Below are 24,765 nucleotides of genomic sequence, written 5' to 3' on the forward strand. Positions count from 1 at the left end.
GCGCCTGACCTGAAGCCGGCGCCCACGGCGACGCCGTGGTCTTCCCCCTGCACCCCCCGCAGGTCTGCCTCCACTCAACGCCGCCGAGGCACGTCTTGTCTCCTGCCCGGCCCCGGATTCAACCGTCCGGGCGAGCAGCAACGGCACGACGGGACGCCCGGCAATAGGTCGAGTCGACGGTCATGAATGGCAGCGGGGCGTAGCCGGCCGGTGCGCCTTGTGCCGTGACCCGTCGTAGGGTGGGGGGATGGGCATGCTCTGCGCGGTCAGCTTCAACCGGTACGGGCGGCTCTACTACCTCGACCCGGGCGAGTTGCGCCCGCAGGTGGGCGACCGGGTGCTGGTGCCCACCGATGACGGGCCCGAGGTGGCGGAGTGCGTGTGGGCCGCGCAGTGGGTGACCGAGGAGACCGACGGCTTCCCCCGCCTGGTCGGGCTGGCCGGCGACGACGACCTCCGCCGGGACGAGGCGTTACGTCGGCGCAAGGCCGAGGCGAAGGTGGCAGCGAAACGGCTGATCCGCTCGCACGGCCTGCCGATGAAGGTGGTGGCGGTCGACCATGTGCTCGGCTCCGCCGAGAGCGGCGGTGAGCGCAGCACCGTCTACTTCACCGCCCCGCACCGGGTGGACTTCCGGTCCCTGGTCCGCGACCTGGGCGCGACCCTGCACTGTCGGGTGGAACTGCGCCAGCTCTCCGCCCGCGACTCCGCGCGGGTGCAGGGCGGCATCGGCTCCTGCGGTCGGGACCTGTGCTGCGCCACGTTCCTCACCGACTTCGAGCCGGTGACCATCCGGATGGCGAAGGACCAGGACCTACCGCTCAACCCGCTGCGCATCTCCGGCGCCTGCGGGCGGCTGATGTGCTGCCTCAAGTACGAGCACCCGCTGTACCAGCGCTTTCAGGAGACCGCCCCGGCGGTCGGCAGTCGGGTCTCCACCCCCGAGGGTGACGGCCGGGTCGTCGGCCACAGCGTCCCCCGCGACGCGGTGACCGTCCGCCTGGACGCCGACGGCTCCCGCTGCTCCTGCTCCCGAGCCTCCGTCTGCGCCCCCCGCCAAGCCCACGACCAGCACTACACCCCCTAACCCCGCCCCGCCGGCCCCTCGGGTCCGCCGGCCCCCCCGGGTCCGCCAGTCCCGCGTTGATCATGAAGTTATTGCCATGCCGGACGGCGTGTCGGCGCAATAACTTCATGATCAACGGAGCGGGGTGGGGCGGGGGTGGGGTGGGGTGGGGGTTAGTGCAGGACTGTGGGGGGTTCGGTTAGGTGGGGGGTCAGGGGGCGCTTGGGGATCAGCCAGCTCTGGGTGGGGGACTGGTCGGGGTTCACCTGCCAGTCGCGGGAGACCCGGTCCACCCCCAGCGGGTAGATGGTCAACGTGCCGTCAGTGTCGATGCGCAGTCGCAGGAACGACTTGGAATCCTCGATGCCCTGGCCGGCGAAGAGTTCATTGACGTTCACTCCGAAGGAGCCCGCCACCAGCAGGTACGCCGCTACCAGCTGGCTGGCGACCAGACCGATCACCGGGCCGTAGAGCACCGCCGCGGCGACCGCCGGCAGTGGCCACGGCCAGTCGTAGAACGGCAGCGCCAACCAGACCCAGGTGCCGGCCGCCCCTAGCGCCACCTGCGCGACGCCGTGGCCGACGCCGAGGATCCAGTGCCGCGCGTGACGTTTGCCGCTCGCGCTCGGCGGCTTGGCGAACAGGGCCGCCGCGATCACCGTCACGAGCACCATCACCACCAGCGGGACGCTGAACAGCCGCTGGTTGGTGCTGTCGGCCCAGTTCGCCGTCGCACCGGCCATGGCAAGCATCAGCAGGGTGTGCAGGGTGCCGAGCAACGTGGTGAAGCCGGGATTGCGCAACGGCAACCGGGGGAAGATGCCCCAGCCGTAGCGGCGCGACCGCGCGGCGTCCGGGTAACGGGCCACCAGGTCGTACGGCTGGGCGGAGCTGGCCTTGCGGGTCAGCGTGTCCCGCGGTGGCACCTCGATGCGCTCCGGCAGCTTGTGGGTGGGATAGAGGTACGCGCCGCCCCCACCGCAGGTGATCAACTGCCGGTCCGGCCCCGAGTAGCGGGCGTAGTGGTGCAGGTCCCCGGAGAGCAACAGTCGGACCCGCGCCCCGGTCGGGTCGATGATCGTGCGGATGAAGTAGTCGATCGAGTCGTACGCCGTGGGGTTGTCGGCGGCCTTGACCCAGGTCGGCGCCGGCGCCGCGATGATCACCTTGGACTCCGGCCCGAGTCGCTTGGCCACCTCGTCGAAGTAGGCCAGCTGCGGGTCGTCCAGGTACGAGCCGGACTGGTCGTCAACGCCGAGCAACCACCAACCGGCCGGCAACTCCACGGCGAAGTACGACCGGGACTGCCCGGTGCCCCAGCCCGCGAAGTTGCGGTCCCGGGAGCGGACGAACAACCGCAGGAAAGCGGTGAGGCCGTCGTACCAGTCGTGGTTGCCCGGCACCGCGAAGAGCGTGGGCTTCTCGGCCGGCGTCACCGGCAGGGCAGCCTGGTAGGGACCCTTGCACCGGTCCTCGTACGCGGCGTAGGCCGCCGACGGGTACACCTGGTCGCCGCCCATCACCAGGGTCTGCGCCCGGGGCAGGCGGTGCCCGTCGACGGTCAGCTCGGGCTGCGCCAGCAGGTACGCCACCGAGTAGGTGGCGTTGAAGCCGTCACCCAGGTCGGCCACGTAGTCGAGCCACAGCCCGCCGTCCGGCCCAACCTGGCGGAAGACGCCGTCGCCGAACGCGTTCTGCAACTCACGCTTGTCGAGGTACGCCCCGAAGAGCACCGCCAGCAGCGTCCGGATGCCGGTGCTGATCAGCAGAAACGGCGCCAGCCACGGCACCGGCTTGCGCGGCGTGAAGCCCAACTCCAGCGGATCGGTGCTGCGCGGCCGATGGGCGACGCGTTCACCGGCTGGCGCGCGGTCAGAGCGTTCGGTCGTCTCGTCCTGACGTTCGGGGTGGTCGCGTTCGTCGCTCACCCGCCGCAGCGTAGTCCCGCACCCGATCATCCGCTGTCCGGTAAGCGTCCAGATGACGGCCGATGTCCGGTTGGTGCTGGCCGGCGCGGCGGGGGTATCCCGTTCGGTCGGTACCGCCGGGGTGCCGTACACTTGCTGATCGTTGCCGCCTTAGCTCAGTCGGCTAGAGCGACGCACTCGTAATGCGTAGGTCGACGGTTCGATTCCGTCAGGCGGCTCCACGGAAAGGCCCAGGTCACCGGCTTGATCGCCGATCATGACCTGGGCCTTTTGCTTGCCCTCGCTGGGCCGAGCCGTCAAGGGGTCTCCGGTGGAGAGAGTCGGCACGCAATTGTGCGGGGCGCCTACGCGGCATTGCCCTTTCGTGGAGTCGACATGCATCGAACGTGCCGCTCGGGGGCGACACGTGGCGACAGCAGGCGAGGTGTTGGCCGAGCTGAGCGGTACGGGATGACAGTCGACGGCAGCAGACGATGCGCCGCACCCGCGTTCACACCGAAGAGGCCTGAGGGGCTAGTTCGGGCCGCTGGGCCGTCGAATGAACTGTCGATCGCGGGCGCTGACCGAAGCCGTTGGGCCGGCCGCTCGGAGGACGACATCGAGGACCAGGTCCGGGTCCGCTACGTAGGCACCACTTGCCCACGCGGCATTTGCCTCGATCACGGCCCAGTAGCCGTCGACCAGTCCTACGTCTACGACGATGGCGGAAGGCAGCGTGTGCCCATATCCGGCGAGGAGGTCGGTGCCGAAGGCTAGCGCGTCGGTCGACGGAGGGCCGAGGTGCAACCGGCCGTGCGCGGCGTACTGGCTGCCTGCGTAGACCACACCGTCGAGCAGGTGTAGCCGGTACTCGGCGGTGAAGTCGACGATGTCGCTGACGAGCACTGGAGCTCGTCGGTCGACAGCATCCGGGCCGGGCAGGCGCGAGCCGTCGGTGTAGATCATCGCCGGGATGTTCTTGTCGTTGGGCGACTTGATGAACGCCGGCCGACGGAGTTCGTAGGCCTCGCCGATTGGGACCAGGATGATCTCCCGGCGGGTAAATTCACGGGGAAGCCCGGTCAGCCAGCCAGGTTCAGCCTCCAAGGGCGCAATCCCGAGCAGCGGTGCGACGACGTCGGCGAAGCTTGGTCCCGCATGAAGGTGATCAGCACACAACCCAGCGGGTACCTCGAACGTGGGGAGCTGGACGGTGCCTAGTCCGCGGCGGTGAGCCGCGTCGCGCAAGGTCTGAGCCGAGGCTGTCAGGCGCGGCGGCAGGACAAGTGTCACGACCGATGATCCTGCCCCAACACACCGCCACCGTTACAGCGGTTATCAGGCGTTCCGTGACGGAACACGGGTGGCTTTCGACAGCAACGGCGACAGCGACGGGCCGGGACGAGGACAGCCGCCGGCCGCCGGACACGGACAGTCGTCCGAGGTCGGGGATCCGGACGGACTCCGCCAGACGAAGCGCCTAGAACTTGTAAGCGAGAAGTCGATGACTGGCCGGTCAGGCCGCTTGCAGCCGCCGTGCGATGTCGATGAGAGCGGTAAAGGTGTCCCGGTCTGAGTCGGTCGGAAGTGGAAGCGGCGTGGCGACCTGGTGGTGACGACGGAGGTAGTCCGCTGCGGCGGCGGTTACCCCGCCTGCCCCCCAACCCTGGGCCTGATCCTCGGTGAAGTACTGCTGTAGGGCTTCAACGGCCCCAGGGCCGTTTAGGACGACGGCTGCTGTCGTGAGCGACGGCGCATCGAGGGAACCCCGCGATGTGGCTAGGGCCTGGAGGACTGCCGCGCATACGTCAGGACCGCCAACCCTTATGGCGTACCAGGCACCCATGACGCGTGGACGCCAACTGTCCTGCAGGAGTGCGATCACGTCGGCTGGGGATGCGTCTCCGCTCAGCTCCGCCAGGGCCGGAATCAGGGGAGGCCCGTACCTGAGGGCGTTGGTCCCCATCATGTCGAGGTAGAACGGTACGACGTAGCGGTCAATCAGTTCGTCCGTACTCCGTTGATCCACCCTCGCAACATAGCGGCGGGGTTTTGCCAGGTAGGCAGATATAGGCCACTTGATCGTGATGCGTAGGTCGACGGTTCGATTCCGTCAGGCGGCTCCAGACGTAAGGCCCAGACCAGCAGGAATGCCGGTCAGGGCCTTCGCTCATCTAGGTAGGCCTGAACCGTCTTCCCGTCGGCCGACGATGATTCCGCCGAGCCGGCTCTCCGCCGAAGTGACGGTGGTCTGCGAGTCGACGGTGAACCCGTGCTGACGCAGCCACGCCGCCACCTGGGCTGGCTGTCGACGATGGACGTGCACGTTCATCGGGTGGCCGCCGTACCCCTCTGTCTTGAGCGTCGTCTCGTCGCCCACGTGGAACCCGAGCAGCAGGGGACCGCCGGGCCGGACCACCCGCCGGAAGTGCGCGAACACGGCGTCGATGTCGTCGTCGGGGATGTGGATGAGGGAGTACCAGGCGACCAGGCCGGCCACCGAGCCGTCGGGCAGATCGAGGTCGGTCATCGAGCCGACCTCGAACCTCAGCTCGGGGTGATCACGGCGGGCCACCTCGATCATCCCGGGCGAGAGGTCGATCCCGAAGGCGTCGACGCCGAGCGTGTGCAGGTGGGCGGTGATGCGACCAGTCCCGCAGCCCACGTCCGCGACCGGCCCGCCGCCGGCTGCCCGTACGAGATCGGCGAACGACGTCAGCGCGGCTCGTTCGTGCGGTGCCTGGGCCAACAGGTCGCGGACCAGGCGGGCGTAGCTGACCGCGACAGTGTCGTAGGAGGTGCGGGTCTCCGGCAGCCAGTCGTCTGTGGTCACCACGCCAACGCTAGTTGAGCGACACACTGATGGCTGGCCATGCCGAGCCGACACTTTGGAGGCGTCCACCCATGACTTCCGCACCGGTGATCGTGAGTCTGCCGATAGCCGACCGCGCCACCTCCTACCGCTTCTACCGCGACGGCCTCGGCCTCGACGCCGTGGGCGAGTTGGCCGACGACGGCATCCCGGAGCCGTTGCAGTTCGTGGTCAACGACGGGCTGCGGCTGATGCTCATCCCGGTCGGCGGCTTCGGGTGGGTGATCGGCCGACACGAGGTTGCCCCGAAGGGCCAGAGCGAGTGCCTGCTCAACCTCGGTGTCGCTTCGTCTACCGACGCGGACAGGGTCGTCGGCCGGGCCCGCGCGGCCGGCGCCGAGATCATCACCGAGCCGGCGGAGCAACCCTGGGGGTACGCGGGGGTCTTCGCCGACCCGGACGGTCACCTGTGGATGGTGTCCGCCGATCCGAAGTCCTGAAAGCGTCGGTGCCGGTGGTTACGGTCCGACGGTGACAGTGACCACCGACACCCCTCAGACGCTTCCCACCCCCGCCGACGAGGCCCGGCTGTGGGCGCTCATCGAGTCGGCCTGGGCGGAGCTGGGCGCCGAACCTCTGGCCCTGCGTCAGGCCCTCGTCGAGCGCGACCCCACCGATGACGACGGCGACGACGATGACGGGCCGTCCTACGCGATCGACGCCTGGCTTGACGCCTTCCTGGATCGTCTCGGGCAGTTGACCGTCGAGCTGAGCGGGCAGGAGCTGACCGACCTCGACCGGGTGGTGGAGCGCAAGCTGCACGACATCGATCGGGAGGACATCCACGAGGTGACCGACGGGTCGGACGACGGCTTCCTCTACGCCCGAGGTTTCATAGTGGCCCTGGGACGGGCGTACTACGAAGCGGTCCGCGCCAACCCCGCGATGGCGCTGCTCGACGCCGACTGCGAGGGCATGTGTTATCTCTTCGCGCACCTGCACAACGACAGGTTCGGTTCGTGGCCGGAGACCGGCTCCGGGATATCCCGGGAGTCGTTCGGCAACCCGGCCGGCTGGTCGGACTGGCGTGGGGACGAGCCGGGTCCCTCGCGCCCGGCCGAGGGGCAGCCGTCTCGGCCGGGCGGCGCAACTCAGGCGTAGATCTTCGTGGCGTACTCCGGGCCGTAGTACCGTTCCAGATCTTCGAGGCTCTCCGGAAGGGCTTCGACCTCCTTGATCAGGCGGGCCCGGGACGGGAGCACGTCGGGCTGCCAGGTCTCCGGCCGCCACAACGCGGACCGCAGGAACGCCTTCGCGCAGTGGTAGAAGATCTGTTCGATCTCCACCACCACGGCGAGGACCGGCCGGTGCCCCTTGACGACCATGTCGTCGAACCAGGGGGCGTCACTGACCAGGCGGGCCCGCCCGTTGATCCGCAGCGTGTCGGTCCGCCCGGGGATGAGGAAGAGCAACCCGACGTGCGGGTTGTCGAGGATGTTGCGGTAGCCGTCGGCCCGCTTGTTGCCGGGCCGCTCGGGCAGCGCGATGGTCGCGTCGTCCAGCACCAGGGCGAACCCGGCCGGGTCGCCCTTGGGCGAGACGTCGCAGCTGCCGTCCGCGCCGGCGGTGGCCATCAGGCAGAACGGCGAGGCGCCGAGCCACTCGCGGTCCCGTTCGTGCAGGCGGGTGCGTTCCTTGTTGGCGGCTCGCGCGTGCGGTACGCCGAGCAGCTCGCGCAACTCCTCGTGCGAGGTGATCTCCACCGTCACGTTGATCCTCCCTCAGCCGTTGACCCGGTGGTGGGCACCACCGTCGTCAGCCTAGGCCGCTTGACCAGCGCGAGGTTTGTGCCTGGTTGCCGGGGGTACGGCCTCACCCGACGCGCTCGCCGCAGGAGACCGTTCCGCAGCACGCCGACCAGTGGAGGCCGGGAGATGGAGAGCCGACTCAAGGTACTGGGTCATCCAGTCCATCCGATGCTGGTGATGTTCCCGGTCGCGTTGCTGGCCACCGCGGTGCTGTTCGACGTGGTGGACACCGTCGGCGGTCCCGACTTCCTCGGCGAGGTCGCGTACTGGAACATCACAGTCGGCCTGATCGGCGGCCTGCTCGCCGCGGCGGCCGGCTCGTTCGACCTGCTGGCCATCCCGACCGGCACCCGCGCCAAGCGGGTGGGTCTGCTGCACGCCGGCGCCAACGTCGCGGTGATCCTGCTCTTCGCCGCAGTGTGGGCGGTGCGGCTCAACGCGGATTCCCGGGCCGCCGGCGGGGCACTGGTCGCCATCGAGGTGGTGGCGCTGGCGATTCTCGGCATCAGCGCCTGGCTCGGTGGCGAGTTGGTCGACCGGCTCGGTGTGGGCGTGGACAGCGACGCCGGCCTGGACGCGCCCAGTTCACTTCGGCCGCCGACGGCCACCCAGCGGATCGGAGAGGTGTGATGAGCGAGCAGCAGTTCGGCGGCTTCGGCCGGGGGTGGCGCGGCAGCCGGCAGCAGGGCTGGGACCCGATGGGGGAGTTGCAGTCGCTGCGCTCCGAGTTGAGTCGCCTGGTCGGTGGTCGCGGTGGGGGGTCCGACGTCGAGTTGACCGAGACCTCGGACGGCTGGGAGGTCGTCGTCCGGCTGCCCGGAGTGGCGCCGGAGGAGGTGGCCGTCGAGTTGGACGACCGCGAGTTGTGCGTGCGGGCCCGCTCGGAGGCCGAGGTCAACGCCGACCAGGGCATTCCCGGCGGCTTCGAGACGCGCGGCTTCGAATACCGGGTCACCCTGCCGGCGCGGGTCGACCCGGACACCATCGACGCGGTGATGGACCACGGCCTGCTCCGGGTCCGGCTGCCACGGGCGACCCGGCCCGCACCGCGCACCATCACCGTCGGCCGCACCGGGCCGCGCTCCGGCGACCTCTCCACGGGTACGCCGATGCCAGCCGATCCCGCCGCGGACCGGGAGCTGCACCGCCCGGACACCGCCGGCGAGATCGACCGGCCGTAGCGGGCCGGGTGGTCACCCCGTCCGTGCTCGGCCCGACCGCCGAGCGCCTTCCCCACGTGCGGCGGATCGCCGTGCTGCGCGCCAACGCGCTCGGTGATTTCATCTTCGCCCTGCCGGCGCTTGACGCGCTGCGCGGCGCGTACCCCGCGGCGGAGATCGTGCTGCTCGGCGCGCCGTGGCACGCGAAGCTCTGGCGCGACCGGCCCGGCCCGGTGGACCGGGTGCTGGTGGTGCCGCCGGCAGCCGGGATCCGTACGCCGGAGCCGGGCGAGCCGGAGTCGTCGATGGACGGCTTCGTGGCTGCCGCCGCCGGTGCGGAATTCGACCTGGCGGTGCAGATCCACGGCGGGGGTGCCAACTCCAACCCGCTGATCAGTCGGCTCGGCGCCCGGTTGACAGTGGGCCTGCGCGCCGACGACGCGCCGCCGCTGGACCGGTGGCTGCGCTACGTCTACTACCAGCACGAGGTGATCCGCTACCTGGAGGTGGTGGCGCTGGCGGGAGCGCCGGCCACCACCATCACGCCGACGCTGGCGGTGACCGCCGCCGACCGGGCCGAGGCCGCCCAGGTGCTCGGCCCGGCCAGCCGTCCCCGGGTGGCGTTGCATCCGGGTGCCACCGACACCCGCCGCCGCTGGCCCGCCGAGCGCTTCGCCGAGGTGGCCCGTGCGCTGCACGAGGACGGCTACGAGGTGCTGGTCACCGGCACACCCTCCGAGCAGGAGGTGGTGGACCGGGTCGTCGCTGCGGCGCAGGTGCCGGTGCGCCCACAGGTGGGCACGCTCAGCCTGGGTGGGCTGGTCGGCTGCTACGCCGACTGCGCGTTGGTCGTCTCGAACGACACCGGCCCGCTGCACCTGGCCGCCGCTGTGGGCGCGCCCACCGTGGGCATCTTCTGGGTCGGCAACCTGATCAACGGGGCCAGCCCGCTGCGGGGCCGGCACCGGCCGATCAGTTCGTGGACGGTGCACTGCCCGGTCTGCGGTGTCGACTGCACACCGGGCATCTATCCGCACCGGCCCGGCGACGGTGACTGCCCGCACCGGGACTCGTTCGTGACCGACGTACCGGTGATCGAGGTGCTGGAAGCCGCCCGGGAGTTGCTCACCCCGTAGGTCAGGCCGGCTGCGGGGTGTCCTCGTCGGCGAGGACGACCTCCCACGCCTCCACGTCCCGGTCGGTGACGGTGGTGGGGGACTCCAGGTGGTACGCGCCGCTGGGCAGGATGCCAGCGCCGCCGTAGCGGGACAACACGGCGAGTTGCGCGGCCACGTCCTCCCCCTGGTGCTTCTCCTGCACCCGACGCCAGAAGTCGAAGCCGCCGGCGTCGACGAGCTTGGCCCGGTCGTAGAGCACGCACCCGCCGATCCAGGAGACCTTGTACGCCCGCCACGCGCCCGGCGGCAGCGCCAACTGCTCGGTGATGTGCAGCAGATTCGCGGCCGAGTGGATCCGGGCCCGGTTCCACTGCGGGGTGTCGGGTCGGATCCGCTCCGGTGTGGGCGGGCCGACCCACTCCTCGTAGTGGCAGTGCGATTCCGGCCGTACGTCGTCGGTGTACGAGAGCCCGTGCACGCCGTTGCCGACGAACCCGCAGCCCAGCTCACCGATCGCGGTGACCAGTCGGTGCAGCGCACCCGGTTCCAGCCAGATGTCGTCGTCGAGGCTGAGGACGTACCGGGCGGCCGAGGCGGCGAGCAGGTACGCCCGGTGTTCGGCCAACCCCCGTCGGGGCAGCCGGCGGGTCAGCAGCACCGGGTGGCCCCGGTGGCGCAGCGCCCGGACCATGGTGGCAGCTGCCGGATGCGTGTACGCCGGATCCCCGTCGGACTGGTCGCTGACGACCACGCCGAAGCCGGGTACCCCGTCCTGGGTGGCGAGCCCGCCCAGTGTGACGGCCAGCTCGGCGGGCCGGTTCCGGGTCGGAATCAGCACGTCCACCAGCCGGTCGGCGCGGAACTCCTCCGGGGTGCCGAGGTCCAGGGGGCGGTTCACGACGCCTGGGTGCGGGTGCGCAGCGACGGGTCGGGCTCCCGGTCGTCGAGGTGTGGCGACGGGTCCTGGCTGTGCGACCGGATCCGCTCGATGATCGCGGAGGTGGACCGGTCCGGCACGTACCCCAGGGTGCGCACCTGGCCGCCCAGCCGGCGCACCAGCGGCGCCTCCGGCACCAGCTCCGGCGGATAGTCGCCGCCCTTGACGTACACGTCCGGTCGGACCGCCTCGATCAGCGCGGCCGGTGAGTCCTCCTCGAAGACCACCACGTGGTCCACGCAGGCGAGCGCGGCGAGCAGGGCACCCCGGTCCTCGACCGGGTTGACCGGCCGGTCCGGCCCCTTCAGCCGTCGTACGCTTCCGTCCGAGTTGACCGCCACGATGAGCAGGTCGCCCAACGCGCGGGCCTGCTCCAGGTAGCGCACATGCCCGCGATGCAGCACGTCGAAGCAGCCGTTTGTGAAGACCACCGACCGTCCCGCCTCGCGGTACTCGGCGACGATCGCGTCCAACTCGTCGCCGCCGACCAGCGCGGGGTGGCTCGTGGTGTCGGTCGGCTGGTCCAACGCGGCGAGCAGGTCGTCACGTCGGCACACGCAGGTGCCGGTGTCCGAGACGGTGATGGTGGCAGCGAGTTGGGCGAGCTGGGCGGCGGTGGGCAGGGGCGCGTCGGCGGCCAGGGCCAACGTCATCGCCGCCAGGTACGCGTCGCCGGCACCCACCGCGTGGCTCGCCGGCACCGGGGTGCTGTGGCTGCGTCGTGGCTCCCCGTCGGCGCCGCCGACCACAGCACCCTCGGTGTCCAGGGTCACCGCGACCACGTCGGCACCGGTGTGCGCACGCAGTTCGGCAAGCCGCGACTGGGCCAGGATCGCCCGGTCGACGCCCTCTCCGGCCCGGGTGTTCACTGTGACGCCGGTGCCGGTGACGCTGAGCCCGTCACCGGTGAGGGCCACCCGTCCCTCGCCCGGGGTCGGCTCACCGACCGGTCCCGGGCGGTCGACCCGGGCCAGCTCGGCGGCGGTGTCGTCGGCGCGTACCGCCCCCGGTGCCGCGCCGACTGTCATCTCGGACGGTCCGTCGACCGGGTCCCCGCCCGGGTGTTCCAGGTGCAGTTCGGTCCCGCCGGTCGGTCGGGTCGTACCGCCCGCGCGGGCCAACAGCCGGGTCGCCTCGGCGAAGCTGGGGGTGACCACCGTCGGCGCGAGGCCCCGCCAGTCGGCCAGGTCGTGGGCGTCCAGCGCGACTGTGGCGTACCGCTGGCGGTTCTCGACCAGCCACGCGCGGACCGGCGCGGGCAGCGCGCCCAGGCCGTAGTCGCAAACCACCAGTGCCGGGGCCTCCCCACCTGCGGCGGCACGCAACTCCTCGGTGGCGCAGCTCAGGGCGATGAGCAGCCGGGTCACCCCCTCGTGGTCCAGCGCGTCCTCCGGGTCGCCGGAGTCCTCACGCAGCAGGATCTGGTTGCCGGCCAACATTCGCCGCTTGACCGGGGTGGGTCGCCCGGGCTGGTTGACGGTGCGGTCCCAGACGCTCGCGCGGTCCAGGCAGTCGTGCAGTTCGTCACCGGCGACGTCGGCGCCGACCGGTGCCACCAGCACCGCCCGACCGCCCAGGGCCGCGACGTTGACTGCGGTGTTCGCGGCCCCACCGGCGGCGGAGATCCGCCGGCGCAGGGTGAGAACCGGGGCGGGCGCCTCCCGGCAGAGCCGGTCGGAGTCGGCGAACCGCCATTCGTCCAACATGGCGTCACCGACGATCAGTACTGGGCGTCCGAGCCAGCTCTCCACGACGGTGGCGAACCGGCGCTGCTCCGCTGCTGCTCCTGCCATGCCTCCCCGGGTCCCCAGCGGCCTGGCGGGCAAACCTGCGCGCAGACCGGCCCCGCCGCTGCTCAGGCGGTCTTTCGGCGGCCCCTGACCGGTCCTCGCCGGTCCGAACCTGTCCGCCCTGTTTCGGGTGTTCGAGGGCGGGAAGGGAAATGAGGTACCCCCGGAAAGGAGATGTACCGAGATGGCAGCGACATTGCAGGGCAAGCGGATCGCCTTCCTGGCCGCCGACGGCGTCGAGGAGGTCGAGTACGTCCAACCACGCGAGGCGGTCGAGAACGCTGGCGCGACGGCCGAGCTGGTCTCGCTGAAGGCCGGTTCCATCCAGTCCTTCAACCACCTGGACCACTCCAGGACGTACGACGTGGACGTGACGGTCGACAAGGCCGACGTCGCCGGTTACGACGCGTTGGTGCTGCCCGGAGGGGTGGCGAACCCGGACTTCCTGCGGGGCGACCCGGACGCGGTGCGGTTCGTGAAGGCGTTCTTCGACGCGGGCAAGCCCGTCGGGGTGATCTGTCACGGCCCGTGGACGCTGATCGAGGCGGACGTGGTGCGGGGCCGGCGGATCACCTCCTGGCCGACCCTGCGTACCGACCTGACCAACGCCGGAGCCACCTGGGTGGACGAGGAGTGCGTCACCGACGGCAACCTGACCAGCAGCCGCAAACCCGACGACCTCCCCGCCTTCTGCGCAGCAATCACCAAAACCTTCACCACCCCCTAACCCCACCCCCCTCGGTTGATCATGAAGTTATTGCCCCTCGGCGCGGCGTGTCGTGGCAATAACTTCATGATCAACCCGGGTGGAGCGGGTGGGGTGGGGGTGGGGTTTTTTGCTGGGTCGGCGCATGTTCTGCGGCTCGCGGGATAGAAGGGCACATGACCACCGAAGCCTCAGATGCGCCGGTGCTGAACCGTCAGCAGATCCGGCTGCTCATGTTGGGCCTGATGACCGGCATGCTGCTGGCCGCACTCGACCAGACCATCGTTGGTACGGCGCTGCCAACCATCGTGGGCGAGCTGGGCGGGATCAACCACTACTCCTGGGTGGTCACCGCGTACCTGCTCGCCTCGACCGCGTCGACGCCGCTCTACGGCAAGATGGCCGACCTGTACGGGCGTCGGCCGGTCTTCCTCTTCTCGATCGGCACGTTCCTGGTCGGGTCGTTGCTGGCCGGGCTGTCGCAGAACATGACCCAGCTGATCGTCACCCGGGGTATCCAGGGTCTCGGCGCCGGTGGTCTGCTGACGCTCGCGTTCACCATCATCTCGGATGTGGTGTCACCGCGGGAACGTGGTCGGTACCAGGGCCTGTTCGGCGCGGTCTTCGGGATCTCGTCGGTCGCCGGGCCGCTGGTGGGCGGTTACTTCGCGGAGACCGACTGGCGGTGGATCTTCTACATCAACGTGCCGCTGGCGATCCTGGCCATCGTCGTCTGCTACCACGTGATGCGGTTGATCCCGTTCGAACGTCGGGACCATTCGATCGACTGGCTCGGTGCCGGCCTGCTGGTGGCCGGGGTGAGTTCCCTGCTGCTCGCGCTGAGCTGGGGCGGCAACGAGTACGCCTGGGGCTCCGGCGTGATCATCGGGCTCTTCGTGGCCGGTGTGGTGCTGGGGGTGCTCTTCGTCCTCCAGGAGGCCCGGGTGGCCGAGCCGATCCTGCCGCTGCGGCTGTTCCGGAGCGCCACCTTCGCGTTGGCCAACTCGGCACTGCTCATCATCGGTCTGGTGATGTTCGGTTCGATCATCTTCATCCCGCTGTACCTGCAGATCGTGAAGGGCGCCTCGCCGACCCGAAGCGGTCTGCTGATGCTGCCGATGATGGCCGGCATCATCATCACCTCGATCCTGACCGGTCGTGCGATGACCCGGATCGGCCGCTACAAGTGGTTCCCGGTGGCCGGTTCGGTGACCCTCCTGGTCGGCATGTTCCTCTTCACCCAGTTGGAGGTGGCCACCTCGCTGTGGGTGGCGTTCGGGTACATGGTGGTGATCGGCGTCGGGCTGGGCCTGTGTATGCAGTCGCTGATCCTGGCGGTACAGAACGCGGTGTCGGTACGCGACCTGGGTGCCGGCACCTCGTCGGCGACCTTCTTCCGGTCGCTGGGCGGTTCGTTCGGGGTGGCGATCCTCGGCACGGTGCTCTCGTCCCGGCTGACCGGCGGGCTCGCCGACCGGTTGCCCGGCGCGATCGCGCAGCTCCCGCCGCAGGAGCAGGCCGCTGTCGCGGCGAGTGGCGGCACCAACATCTCGATCAACGACCCGGCTACCATCCTGGCCCTGCCGGGGCCGGTGCGTGCGGCCATCCAGGGCGCCTTCGTCGACGCGCTGGACATGGTCTTCCTGACCGCCGGCCTGATCGCGATCGTGGCGGTGGTGGTCACCCTGACACTGCCCAACACGCAGCTGCGGGGCGCCGGCCCGCAGGGTGCCACAGGTGGCGCCGACCCGCTCGGCGGGGAGGCCCCGGCTCCGGGCGGCAAGCCGTTGACCCGCGAGTCGAAGGAGGAGGCCGCCGCCGACATGGAGGCCAAGTCCCAGACGATGATCTGAGCGTCTCGACACCGACCGCCCCGGACCGCTCCGGGGCGGTCGGTGTCAGCCGTGCCCTAGGTGGTCAGGCGGGGCGGCGGTAGGCGCCGTACCACCAGGTCGCGGCCAACTCCCGGGCGGCTGCCGCGTCGGTCTCGGGGTCGGCCGAGGTCGTGCTGACGTGGTCGGCCAGGAAGCGGTCGCCGCCGACCACTATCAGCCGGCTGGCCGCTGTCACGTCCAGGTCGGCGGGGGTACGCCCGGCCTGCTGCTCGACCCGGAGCGCGTCCACGGTGCGGGCCACGAACTGCTCCAGCCCGGCCGCCCAGTACTCCCGGACCGCCTCGTCGTACGCGGCGACCTCGCTGACCGCTGCGAGCACCGGGGCGTACGTCCGGTATATCCGGATCACGTCGGCGAAGACCTCGGTCAGCCGCGCGAGCGGGTCGCCGGGGCCGCCCGGGTCCCAGTCGCCGGTGCGGTCGAACGAACTCTCCCGCATGGTGCCGGCGAGACGCATGAGCAGCTCAGTCTTGTCCCGGAAGTGGGTGTAGAAGGTCGACCGGGCCACGCCGGCCTCGGCGGCGATCCGCTGCACGCCGAGGTCGGTGAAGCGGATTCCCTCCTTCAGGAGCCGTTCGGTGGCCGCCAGCACCCGCGCTTCGACTGCCGCGCGTCCGTCGGGGTTGCGCGGGCGGCGGCGGGTGATCGAGGGCATAGCCGGAATCCTAGGTGGCTGGGGGTCGGGTGGGCGACGTACGCTCGTTGCCGGACACAGTGTCCGACATAGTGACCACGGAGTGCCTGACCTCGGCCTCCGACCCACCACGAGGAGCGACACACGTGAAGTACCGACTGCTGGGCACCACCGGGGTGTACGTCTCGGAGATCTCGCTCGGCGCGATGACCTTCGGCGGTAGCGGGCACCCTCTCTGGGGCACCCTCGGTGGGCTGGCGCTGCCCGAGGTGCAGCGGCTGGTGGACACCGCGCTGGACGCGGGCGTCAACTTCGTCGACACCGCGGACGGCTACAGCGACGGCGAGAGCGAGGAACTGCTCGGCAAGGCGCTCGGCAAGCGGCGTCGCGACGTCGTACTGGCGACGAAGGTGCACTCCCGGACGGGCCCTGGCCCGAACGACGTCGGCACCTCCCGGCTGCACATCATGCAGAACCTGGAGGACAGCCTGCGCCGACTGGGCACCGATCACATCGACCTGTACCAGATCCACAACTTCGACCAGATCACCCCCATGGAGGAGATGCTGCGCGCGCTCGACGACGCGGTCCGGCAGGGCAAGGTCCGCTACATCGGCGCCGCCAACTTCGCCGCGTGGCAGATCTCCAAGGCGCTGGGTATCTCCGCCCGGGAGAAGTTGGCCGGGTTCGTCTCGGTGCAGGAGTACTACTCGCTGCTGGGCCGGGACGTGGAGCGCGACGTGGTGCCGATGGCGCTCAACGAGGGTGTCGGGCTGACCGTCTGGAGCCCGCTCGCCGGTGGTTTCCTGTCCGGCAAGGTCAGCCGGGACGGTGCCGTCGCCGACAGTGGCGCGCGCAGCGCCCAGCCCGGGTACGCCAGCTTCACCCCGTTCGACCCGGAGCACGCCTTCGGAGTGGTCGACGTGCTCAAAGGCGTCGCCGAGCGGCACGAGGTTAGCCCGGCCCGGGTGGCCGTCGCCTGGCTGCTGTCCCGACCGGCGGTGACCAGCGTGATCGTCGGTGCCCGCAAGCACGAGCAGTTGGTCGACAACATCGCCGCCTCGGATCTCACGCTGACCGAGCAGGACCTCACCGAGCTGGACGAGGCCACCAAGCTGCCCGTGGCGTACCCGAACTGGATCCAGGAGGGGTTCTTCGCCGGGATGCGCTACCCGCAGTAACGCGGCCCGGCCGACCTACTTGAGGATGAGCCGGTTCGTCTGCTCGAAGACGTCCAGGTCGGCAAGGGTCTCGATGACCGAGGTGGAGAGTGGGGCGGGAAACCGGTCGCGGGCGAAGAAGCCGGCGTCGGTGGTCTCGTCGGTGACCCGGGCCAACTGCCCGTCCCACTCCTCCACCTTGAACGCCGTCGTGAACACCTGGTACGTGTGGCCGTACATGTTGGTGCTCGTCCGGTCCGGCCCGGTGTAGAGCGCGAACGCGCAGACCCGCAGCGCGCGCAGCCCGGTCTCCTCGCGGACCTCGCGTACCGCGCAGTCGGCGATCGACTCGCCCAGCTCCATCGCGCCGGCCGGCATGGCCCACTGGCCGTTGTCCGAGCGTTTGATCAGCAGAATGCGTCCGGCGTCGTCGTTGACCACGGCACGGGCGCCGACGAACATCAGCGTCCGGTCCCCGGCGAGCGCGCGCAACTGCCCCACGTATGAGTCGGCCCAGGAGATGCTCACCTGCGACAACTTACGGGGGTTCCCAACGTGTGACCGCCGACACTAGCTTGTTACCCATGCGTAGCACGATGATGGACGCCCCTCTGCAGATCTCCCGGATCCTCGACCACGGTGCGCTGGTGCACGGCACGGCCGAGGTGGTCACCTGGACGGGTGCCGAACCCCGCCGGATGACGTACGCCGAGGTGGGCCGGACCGCCGCCCGGCTGGCGCACGGGCTGCGCGACGAGTGCGGGGTGACCGGCGACGAGCGGGTCGCGACCTTCATGTGGAACAACAACGAGCACCTGGTCGCCTACTTCGCGGTGCCGAGCATGGGCGCGGTGCTGCACACGCTGAACATCCGGCTCTTTCCCGACCAGGTCGTCTACATCGCCAACCACGCCGAGGACCGGGTGGTCCTCGTCGACAGCACGCTCATCCCGTTGCTGGCCCGGGTGATCGGTGAGCTGACCACTGTGCGGCACGTCGTGGTGGTCGGCGGCGGCGACCCGGCTCCGCTGGTGGCGGCGGCCGGCGACCGGATCACCGTTCACCACTGGGACGCGTTGCTCGCCGACCGGCCCGAGGTGTACGACTGGCCCGAGGTGGACGAGCGCGACGCCGCCGCGCTCTGCTACACCTCGGGCACCACAGGCAACCCGAAGGGTGTGGCCTACTCGCACCGGTCGATCTACCTGCACTCGTTGCAGGTCTGCATGCCGGAGGGGTTCGGCCTCGGCCCGACCGACCGCGAGTTGGCCATCGTGCCGATGTTCCACGCCATGTCCTGGGGCCTGCCCTACGCGGCCTTCCTCTCCGGCGCGTCGCTGATCATGCCGGACCGGTTCCTCCAGGCCGCGCCGATCGCCGAGATGATCGCCGCCGAGCGGCCCACCCTGGCCGGCGCGGTGCCGACCATCTGGACCGACCTGCTGGCCTACCTGGACACCCACGACGTGGACACCTCCTCGCTCGGTGAGGTGATCGTCGGCGGTTCGGCGTGCCCGCCGGCGCTGATGCACGCGTTCGACGAGCGGCACGGAATCGACGTCATCCACGCCTGGGGGATGACCGAGATGTCCCCGCTGGGGTCGGTCTCACGTCCACCCGCCGGTGCGACCGGTGAGCAGGCGTGGCGTTACCGCTACACCCAGGGGAGGGTGCCGGCGGGCGTGCAGGCGCGGATCGTCGGCCCGTCGGGTGACCCGATGCCCACCGACGGCACGGCAGTGGGCGAGCTGGAGGTCCGAGGGCCGTGGGTGACCGCCCGGTACGTCGGTGACGACGCCCCGGACGAGGAGAAGTTCCGCGACGGCTGGCTGCGCACCGGCGACGTGGGCACCCTCTCGCCGGACGGGTACATCAACCTGACCGACCGCGCCAAGGACGTGATCAAGTCCGGTGGTGAGTGGATTTCGTCGGTGGAGTTGGAGAACGCGCTGATGGCCCACCCGGCGGTGCTGGAGGCGTGCGTGGTGGGGGTCCCGGACGAGCGGTGGGACGAACGTCCGCTGGCCACTGTGGTGCTCCGGGAGGGCGCTTCGGTGACCGCCGAGGAGTTGCGGGACTTCCTGGCCGGGTCGGTGGCGCGCTGGCAGTTGCCCGAGCGTTGGGCGTTCATCGACACGGTGCCGAAGACGAGTGTCGGCAAGTTCGACAAGAAGGTCGTCCGTTCGCGGTACGCCGAGGGCGAGCTGAGTGTCCGGGAGCTGACAGCCCCGTAACGTTTTCCCCGGCACTGTCGCCTGTTAAGGCGGGAGTACTCCTGAAACCCTCCCCAGGGGCGGCCCCGGCGTTCGCACCGCGCCGGGGCCGCCCGCTCCACGCGGGGTGACCCGCACCGTCATTGTTGCGAAAATTGTTCGCTTCTGTCCTGCTGACGGGGAAATCGGGTTGCCGGCGACCCGATCAGGCGTCGCTGGTGTTGATGAGCACCTTGCCCACCGTCGAGTCCTCCACCGCCTGGTGCGCCGCGGCCGCCTCCGCCAACGGGTAGTAGTGCAGCGGCAGGCCAGCGTCCGCGCCGACCCGGATGCCACCCTGGCTGGCCGCCGCCGCCACGTCCTTCACGCCCGGCGCCTTGGCCGCCTTCGGCTCCGTGTAGACCAGGACGAACTGCCAGCGGGCGTTCGGCGCCATCATCGCCCGGATCGGGATGGTCACCTCGTCCCCGCCGTTGTCGGCGTACATGCAGACCGCGCCGCCGTGCCGCAGCACCCGGGCGTCGACAGCGGCGTTGCGGGCGGGGGAGACCTCAACGATCGTGTGGACCCCGTCGGGGGCGATCTTGTGGACCTCCTCGACCACGTCCTGCTCCCGATAGTTGATCACGAAGGAGGCGCCGGCCGAGGCAGCGAGCTGAGCCTTCTCCGCGCTGCTCACAGTGGCGATCACAGTGGCGTCGGCCCAGCGGGCGAGCTGGATCGCGGCGTTGCCGACAGCGCCAGCACCGCCCTGCACCAGCACAGTGTGATCCGCCAGCGCCCCGGCCCGCAGCGTGTCCGGCATGAACTCGCCAGCGGTCAGACAGCGGTGCGCGGTGAGGAACGGGATGCCCAGGGCCGCGCCCAGCTCGAACGGAGCGGCGCCGAGACGTACCGCCTGCCGAACCGGCACCAGCGTGTACTCCGCCGTCGTGCCCCACTGTCGCTGCCAGGCGGCCTCCCAGACCCACACCCGCTCACCGATCAGGTCGGGGTCGACCCCCTCGCCGACCGCCTCGACCAACCCCGCGCCGTCCTGCCCGGGGATCTGCCATCCGTTCGGCGGGGCGTTACGGCGGGACTTCCAGTCGGTCGGGTTGACCCCGGAGACCGCCATCCGCACCAGGACTTCGCCCGCGCCCGGCTCCGGCACCGGCCGGTCGACCAGTTGTAGCACCGAACTGTCGCCGTTGCGCTCGTACACGATGGCCTTCATCAGTGGTCTCTACCCGGCTCGGCCCGGGTCAACCCAGCTCGTCCACCAGCTCCGGCGTCAGCTCACCGATCGCGTTCAACGTCACCGCCGCCAGCCCGGCGGCGTCCGGGTCGAGCGGGTACGAGCCGTGCGGCACCGCCACCACCCGCATCCCCGCCGCCGCGGCGGAGCGCACCCCGTTGGACGAGTCCTCCACTGCCGCGCACCGGTCCGGGTCGACGCCGAGGCGCTGCGCCACGCTCAGGTACACGTCGGGTGCCGGCTTGCCCCGCTCGGTCTGCTCGGTGGAGAGGGTGGCGCCGAACGCGTCGGTCAGGCCGGTCGCCGCCAGCGCCGCCTCGATCAGCCGGGTCGGCGACGAACTGGCCAACCCGAGCGGCCACCGCGCGGCCAGCCGGCGAACGACCTGGTCGGCGCCGTCGATGAGGGGTACGTGGTCCCGGTAGCGTCGGGTCATCTCCTCGACCACCTCGACGGCGACCTGCTCGGCGGTGCGGTCGACGCCCAGCTCCCCGCTGAGGTAGTGGGCCCACTCGCCGGTGCTCATCCCCATGAGTCGGCGTTGCGTGTCCGGCTGCCACGTCCCGCCGTGCGCCGCCACGTACGCCCGGCGGACCTCCTCCCACACCGGTTCGGAATCCACGATCACGCCGTCCAGGTCGAAGACCACCGCATCAGTCACGGGCCCATCCTGCCCGACTCGCGGGTGCCCGGTCAGCCGGGCAACGCGGGCAGACCGAGCGGGCTGCCCTCGGGGAGCAGGGCATGGCCGGACCGGGCGATCGGCTCCAGCAGCTCCCGGAGCCGGTCCGTGTCGTGGGCGCCGAGCGCCTGCCACGGGTGCGCGGCGGCCCGGTCGGTGGCGTCCTCGATGGCCTGGAACTCGGCGCGGGCGTGGTCGGTGGCCGCGCCGTCACCGGTCAGCCAGCCCCGCTCGGTGAGCCGCCCGCGGGCGGCGTGCCACTGCTCCTCGGACCAGCCCCGGCCCAGCAGGTACTGCGGCGGCGAACCGTCCAGCGCGACCCGCCCGGTCAGCGTCTCCACCGGGTCCAGGCCGGCGGCCACCAGCGCCGCCACGTGCCCGTCCCCCCGGTGCTCGCGCAGCGTGGTGGCGGCCTGCCACAGCCGCGCCAGCGGGTATTCGCCGGCCGGGAGGGCCGCGTTGGCCGCGCCGAGCACCCGGCCGGCGGTCTGCGCCGCCGCCGCGGCCCGCTCCAGCAGGTCGGCGGCCTCCACCAGGTGCGACTCGGGTAGCTCGTAGGTCAGCTCGGCGAGCGCCTGCACGGCACCGGTCAGACGGGCGCGCAGCGCCTCCGGCGGGGTGGCCAACCGCCACACCGCCGGCAGCGCGCGGGCCACCATCGGCGGCGCGAAGTTGAAGAAGGCGGCGACCACCGGGGCCGCCTCGGTGGCCCCCAGCGGCGCGGCCCGGCCGGCGAAGTAACCGCGCCAGTAGCCGCGCAGCCCGACCGCCTCGTACGCGGCCCGGGCCCGGGGGTGCAGGTAGGTGACGGTGTGCACCGGCTCGAAGTACGCCCACATCGACCGGGCGGTCCGCCCAGGCTCGTCCAGCGCCGTCACATGCACCTCCGCGTCCCCGTTCCGGATGCTCACCCCGGGCGGCGAACCGCCCGGGGTGACGCCGAACCTACTGCCGCTGGGTGACGGGCCGGAAGCCCCATGTGAACAACTCCATCGCGTCCCGGCGACAACCGGGACGACCCGGACAGGTCACTGGGCGGCGATCACGTCCACCACGAAGCGCAGCGGACCGGTGGGACGTCCACCGGCGGCGGCCTCGTCGTTGCCGTACGCCAGCTCGCCCGGGATGTCGAGCTGCACCCGGCTGCCCACAGTCACTCCGACCAGGCCCTGGTCCCAGCCGGGGATGACCTGACCGACGCCGATCGGGAAGGTGGCCGGCTGCCCGCCCTTCCAGGAGGAGTCGAACTCCTTGCCGTCCTTGTAGAACACCCCAACGTAGTTGGTGGTGATGTTCTGGCCCTTCTGCACGGCCGGGCCCTTGCCCTTGATCAGCGGGGTGACCGTGAGCTTCTTGAGGTCGCCAGTGCCCGGCGTCACCGTCGGCTTGGTCTTCAGTGCCGGATCGGCGTCGGCGGGCAGCTGCGGCGCGGGCGGCGCGCCGGCCTCGTCGGGGGCCGGGGCGGAGGCGGACGGGGTCGAGTCGGCCTGGGTCTTCGGCTTGTCGTCACCCCCGCCGATCGTCACGAAGACGCCGATCAGCACCCCGACCACGGCGACGGCGGCGAGGCCGCTGGCCCACGCGTTGCGCTTGCGCCTCGCGTCGGCGGCCTTCTTCGCCGCCAACTGGGCGGCCAGGCGGCGCCCCGACTTGGTTGCCGGGCTCTGGTCCGGGCCCGTCTGCTGCGTCCGCTCGCTCACGTCGTCGACTCCCTGCTGCGAAGTGTGGCCGGCACCCGGTGCCGGGGGGAAAGCCGACGCACACGGTACCCGCACCGCGGCCTACCGTGCCCGCCGCCGACGCCTCGGATCGCCCAGCGCGACAGTTCCGGGGCGTTCCTGGGCGGTTATTCCGGGACGACCATGAAGTCGGTCACGAACGACGTGATCCGTCCGTCGGCGGTACGGCCGATCCAGGTGCCGTAGCAGCCGTCGCCCCAACCGGTGGTCACGGTGACGACGTTGGCGCCGCTGGCCTCGTCCAGGACAGCGGTGATCAGCCCCGGGACCGGGGACGAGGGCAGCTCGTCGGGGATGAAGACATCCTCGACCCGGTCGTAGTCCCAGCCTTCCAGGACACTGAGCGCTGTCGGGTCGGCGAGGGTGCCGGTGCCAGCGTCCACCCCGTACCCGAAGTAGTCGTCCGCACCGAGCGTGGCGACGTCCTGGTCGCCCGCGACCGCCGGTTCCCAGCTAATGGTCGGCTCGTCGGAGACGACCAGCTGAAACGCGGCCACCCGCCGGTCCACCTCGGCGTTCTCCCGGAGCACCACTGCCACCCAGGCGCGGGCGGCGTACCGGCCCGGCGGGACCGTGACAGTGAACGGCTCGCCCTCCGGGCAGACCAGCGGGTCACACCCGACCACCTGGCCGGTGGGCAGCACGACGTCGCCCGCCGGGTGAACCTCGATCAGGTACCCGCCGTGCTGGTCGGTGTAGCGGGCGCCGGGCGTCAGTAACCGGTCCAGATCAGGGGTGTACGGCATGGGGGCTCCTCCGGTCGCCAGCGGCCGGCGGAGCGTACCCGGCGAGGCGGACACCGCCGCCGCTGCCGTACGGTCAGGCGCTCTTGCGGGGTGCTGTCTTGCGCGCGGCGGTCTTCTTCGCCGGCTCCGCCTTCTTCGCGGGGGTCTTCTTGGCGGCGGTCTTCTTCGCCGGCTCGGCCGCCTTCTTCTCGGCGGTCTTCTTCGCCGCTGTCTTCTTCGCGGGCGCCTTGGCCGCCTTCTTCTCGGCTGCCTTCTGCGCGGACCGCGCCGACGAGATGGGCGTCGGCTCGCCGTCGCCACCACCGCGGGCGGGCTGCTCGCCGCGAGCCGCCTTGGCGCGTTCCACCGAGGCCTTCAACGCGGCCATCAGGTCCACCGCCGCGGCCGGGGCCTCCTCGACCTCCTCCGGCTGGACGACCTCCCGACCCTCCACCTTGGCGTCGATGACCTCCTGCAACGCGGCCCGGTAGTCGTCGGTGAAGACGTCCGGCTCGAACTCGCCGGTCATCGAGTCGATCAGTGAGCTGGCCATGGCAAGCTCCGGCGGGCGCACCTTGAGGTCCTCGTCGAGGAAACCGAAGTCCGGGGTACGGATCTCGTCCGGCCAGAGCATTGTGTTGAGCAGCAGCACACCCTCGCGGACCCGCAGCGTGGCCAGCTGCTCCCGCTGGCGCAGCGCCACCTTGACGATGGCCACCCGCTCCGAGTCGGTCAGCGCGTCGCGCAGCAGCACGTACGGCTTGGTCGCCGCGCCCTCCGGCTCAAGGAAGTACGCCTTGTTGTAGAGGATCGGGTCCACCTGTTCGGCTGGCACGAACTCCAGCACGTCGATGGCACGGGAACTGGTCAGCGGCAGGTCGGCGAAGTCCTCGTCGGTGAGGATCACCATTTCGCCGCCGCCGATGTCGTAGCCCTTGGCGATGTCGTCGTAGGTGACCTCTTCGCCGCAGACCGAGCAGGTGCGCTTGTAGCGGATCCGGCCGCCGTCCTCGCGATGCACCTGGTGGAACCGAATGTCCTTCTCCTCGGTCGCGGAGTAGAGCTTCACCCCGATCGAGACGAGCCCGAACGACACGGCTCCCTTCCAGATGGCACGCATCCTGCGCTCCCTTCCCCGGTATCGACCATGCTCGCATCCGAAAGAACCGGACGCGA

25 protein-coding genes and 1 tRNA gene are annotated in these 24,765 nt (G+C 70.8%); 11 read left to right on the forward strand and 15 right to left on the reverse strand.

Annotated elements, in window-relative coordinates:
• Positions 1-247 precede the first annotated feature (247 nt).
• The gene (locus MED01_RS13155; RefSeq protein ID WP_112585777.1) at positions 248-1,087 is read left to right on the forward strand and encodes a PSP1 domain-containing protein; all 840 of its coding nucleotides are present in this window, start codon (positions 248-250) and stop codon (positions 1,085-1,087) included.
• Between the two features lie 152 nt (positions 1,088-1,239).
• Here the strand turns inward: MED01_RS13155 and MED01_RS13160 are convergent, their stop codons facing one another.
• The gene (locus MED01_RS13160; RefSeq protein WP_238668823.1) at positions 1,240-2,994 is read right to left on the reverse strand and encodes a metallophosphoesterase family protein; all 1,755 of its coding nucleotides are present in this window, start codon (positions 2,992-2,994) and stop codon (positions 1,240-1,242) included.
• A 144-nt stretch (positions 2,995-3,138) separates the two neighbouring features.
• Between MED01_RS13160 and MED01_RS13165 the strand changes: the two genes are divergently transcribed.
• Positions 3,139-3,215: transfer RNA gene (locus tag MED01_RS13165), tRNA-Thr, on the forward strand.
• A 292-nt stretch (positions 3,216-3,507) separates the two neighbouring features.
• On the opposite strand, the gene MED01_RS13170 is transcribed toward MED01_RS13165, so the two are convergent.
• The 3 genes from MED01_RS13170 to MED01_RS13180 form a co-directional block, all read right to left on the reverse strand.
• Entirely contained in the window at positions 3,508-4,266 is a 759-nt protein-coding gene (locus tag MED01_RS13170; protein WP_238668825.1) for an ATP-grasp domain-containing protein, read from the reverse strand.
• Positions 4,267-4,489: 223 nt separating this feature from the next.
• The gene (locus MED01_RS13175; protein ID WP_238668826.1) at positions 4,490-5,002 is read right to left on the reverse strand and encodes a DUF6000 family protein; all 513 of its coding nucleotides are present in this window, start codon (positions 5,000-5,002) and stop codon (positions 4,490-4,492) included.
• Positions 5,003-5,143: 141 nt separating this feature from the next.
• Positions 5,144-5,806 carry a class I SAM-dependent DNA methyltransferase gene (locus MED01_RS13180; RefSeq protein WP_238668828.1) on the reverse strand — a complete coding sequence of 221 codons (663 nt, stop codon included), beginning with the start codon at positions 5,804-5,806 and terminating at the stop codon, positions 5,144-5,146.
• A gap of 71 nt (positions 5,807-5,877) precedes the next feature.
• On the opposite strand from MED01_RS13180, the gene MED01_RS13185 reads away from it, so the two are divergent.
• Both MED01_RS13185 and MED01_RS13190 read left to right on the forward strand, forming a co-directional pair.
• Positions 5,878-6,285 carry a VOC family protein gene (locus tag MED01_RS13185; protein ID WP_238668830.1) on the forward strand — a complete coding sequence of 136 codons (408 nt, stop codon included), beginning with the start codon at positions 5,878-5,880 and terminating at the stop codon, positions 6,283-6,285.
• Between the two features lie 31 nt (positions 6,286-6,316).
• Positions 6,317-6,946, forward strand: coding sequence for a DUF4240 domain-containing protein (locus MED01_RS13190; protein ID WP_238668831.1), 630 nt, complete (start codon positions 6,317-6,319; stop codon positions 6,944-6,946).
• Here the strand turns inward: MED01_RS13190 and MED01_RS13195 are convergent.
• Positions 6,937-7,554 carry a pyridoxamine 5'-phosphate oxidase family protein gene (locus MED01_RS13195; RefSeq protein WP_238668833.1) on the reverse strand — a complete coding sequence of 206 codons (618 nt, stop codon included), beginning with the start codon at positions 7,552-7,554 and terminating at the stop codon, positions 6,937-6,939. The two genes, MED01_RS13190 and MED01_RS13195, sit on opposite strands and share 10 nt — an antisense overlap.
• Before the next feature lie 165 nt (positions 7,555-7,719).
• Here MED01_RS13195 and MED01_RS13200 point away from each other — a divergent pair, with 165 nt between their 5' ends.
• Genes MED01_RS13200 through MED01_RS13210 form a run of 3 tightly spaced genes read left to right on the forward strand, consistent with a single transcriptional unit; the run spans position 7,720 to position 9,889 of the window.
• On the forward strand, positions 7,720-8,223 hold the full coding sequence (locus tag MED01_RS13200) for a DUF2231 domain-containing protein (protein ID WP_196920715.1): 504 nt from the start codon (positions 7,720-7,722) through the stop codon (positions 8,221-8,223).
• The gene (locus tag MED01_RS13205) at positions 8,223-8,774 is read left to right on the forward strand and encodes an Hsp20/alpha crystallin family protein (protein WP_238668835.1); all 552 of its coding nucleotides are present in this window, start codon (positions 8,223-8,225) and stop codon (positions 8,772-8,774) included. The genes MED01_RS13200 and MED01_RS13205 overlap by 1 nt, the downstream gene beginning before the upstream one ends.
• An 8-nt stretch (positions 8,775-8,782) precedes the next feature.
• The gene (locus tag MED01_RS13210) at positions 8,783-9,889 is read left to right on the forward strand and encodes a glycosyltransferase family 9 protein (RefSeq protein ID WP_238668837.1); all 1,107 of its coding nucleotides are present in this window, start codon (positions 8,783-8,785) and stop codon (positions 9,887-9,889) included.
• A gap of 1 nt (position 9,890) precedes the next feature.
• On the opposite strand, the gene MED01_RS13215 is transcribed toward MED01_RS13210, so the two are convergent.
• Together MED01_RS13215 and rfaE2 are read right to left on the reverse strand one after the other, a co-directional pair.
• Positions 9,891-10,769 (reverse strand): glycosyltransferase family 2 protein, encoded by an 879-nt coding sequence (locus tag MED01_RS13215; RefSeq protein ID WP_238668838.1) that lies wholly within the window; start codon positions 10,767-10,769, stop codon positions 9,891-9,893.
• A complete protein-coding gene (gene rfaE2, locus MED01_RS13220) occupies positions 10,766-12,601 on the reverse strand; it encodes a D-glycero-beta-D-manno-heptose 1-phosphate adenylyltransferase (protein WP_238668840.1) in 1,836 nt (611 codons plus the stop codon). Before rfaE2 ends, MED01_RS13215 begins: the two co-directional genes overlap by 4 nt.
• A gap of 181 nt (positions 12,602-12,782) precedes the next feature.
• Between rfaE2 and MED01_RS13225 the strand changes: the two genes are divergently transcribed.
• Entirely contained in the window at positions 12,783-13,325 is a 543-nt protein-coding gene (locus tag MED01_RS13225; protein ID WP_238668841.1) for a type 1 glutamine amidotransferase domain-containing protein, read from the forward strand.
• A gap of 155 nt (positions 13,326-13,480) precedes the next feature.
• Complete coding sequence (locus MED01_RS13230; RefSeq protein ID WP_238668843.1) at positions 13,481-15,157, forward strand: MDR family MFS transporter; 1,677 nt, start codon at positions 13,481-13,483, stop codon at positions 15,155-15,157.
• Between the two features lie 64 nt (positions 15,158-15,221).
• Here the strand turns inward: MED01_RS13230 and MED01_RS13235 are convergent, their stop codons facing one another.
• Positions 15,222-15,854 (reverse strand): TetR/AcrR family transcriptional regulator, encoded by a 633-nt coding sequence (locus MED01_RS13235; RefSeq protein ID WP_238668844.1) that lies wholly within the window; start codon positions 15,852-15,854, stop codon positions 15,222-15,224.
• A gap of 125 nt (positions 15,855-15,979) precedes the next feature.
• On the opposite strand from MED01_RS13235, the gene MED01_RS13240 reads away from it, so the two are divergent.
• Entirely contained in the window at positions 15,980-17,014 is a 1,035-nt protein-coding gene (locus MED01_RS13240) for an aldo/keto reductase (RefSeq protein WP_238668846.1), read from the forward strand.
• 15 nt (positions 17,015-17,029) lie between these two features.
• On the opposite strand, the gene MED01_RS13245 is transcribed toward MED01_RS13240, so the two are convergent.
• Positions 17,030-17,521, reverse strand: coding sequence for an NUDIX domain-containing protein (locus MED01_RS13245; RefSeq protein ID WP_030334282.1), 492 nt, complete (start codon positions 17,519-17,521; stop codon positions 17,030-17,032).
• Positions 17,522-17,577: 56 nt separating this feature from the next.
• Between MED01_RS13245 and MED01_RS13250 the strand changes: the two genes are divergently transcribed.
• On the forward strand, positions 17,578-19,227 hold the full coding sequence (locus MED01_RS13250; protein WP_238668847.1) for a fatty acid--CoA ligase: 1,650 nt from the start codon (positions 17,578-17,580) through the stop codon (positions 19,225-19,227).
• 184 nt (positions 19,228-19,411) lie between these two features.
• On the opposite strand, the gene MED01_RS13255 is transcribed toward MED01_RS13250, so the two are convergent.
• From MED01_RS13255 to ku, 6 genes are all read right to left on the reverse strand, one after another.
• Positions 19,412-20,422, reverse strand: a complete 1,011-nt coding sequence (locus tag MED01_RS13255; RefSeq protein WP_238668849.1) for an NADPH:quinone reductase — start codon at positions 20,420-20,422, stop codon at positions 19,412-19,414.
• A 28-nt stretch (positions 20,423-20,450) separates the two neighbouring features.
• Positions 20,451-21,104: an HAD family hydrolase gene (locus MED01_RS13260; RefSeq protein ID WP_238668850.1), complete on the reverse strand. Its 654-nt coding sequence runs from the start codon at positions 21,102-21,104 to the stop codon at positions 20,451-20,453.
• A gap of 32 nt (positions 21,105-21,136) precedes the next feature.
• Entirely contained in the window at positions 21,137-21,964 is an 828-nt protein-coding gene (locus MED01_RS13265) for an SCO6745 family protein (RefSeq protein WP_238668911.1), read from the reverse strand.
• A 189-nt stretch (positions 21,965-22,153) separates the two neighbouring features.
• Complete coding sequence (locus MED01_RS13270) at positions 22,154-22,825, reverse strand: FKBP-type peptidyl-prolyl cis-trans isomerase (protein WP_238668851.1); 672 nt, start codon at positions 22,823-22,825, stop codon at positions 22,154-22,156.
• Between the two features lie 146 nt (positions 22,826-22,971).
• Entirely contained in the window at positions 22,972-23,610 is a 639-nt protein-coding gene (locus tag MED01_RS13275; protein ID WP_238668853.1) for a DUF4241 domain-containing protein, read from the reverse strand.
• Between the two features lie 73 nt (positions 23,611-23,683).
• On the reverse strand, positions 23,684-24,709 hold the full coding sequence (gene ku / locus MED01_RS13280; RefSeq protein ID WP_238668855.1) for a non-homologous end joining protein Ku: 1,026 nt from the start codon (positions 24,707-24,709) through the stop codon (positions 23,684-23,686).
• Between the last annotated feature and the right edge of the window lie 56 nt (positions 24,710-24,765).

It is taken from the genome of Micromonospora alfalfae (assembly GCF_022230925.1).
GTDB lineage: Bacteria > Actinomycetota > Actinomycetes > Mycobacteriales > Micromonosporaceae > Micromonospora > Micromonospora alfalfae.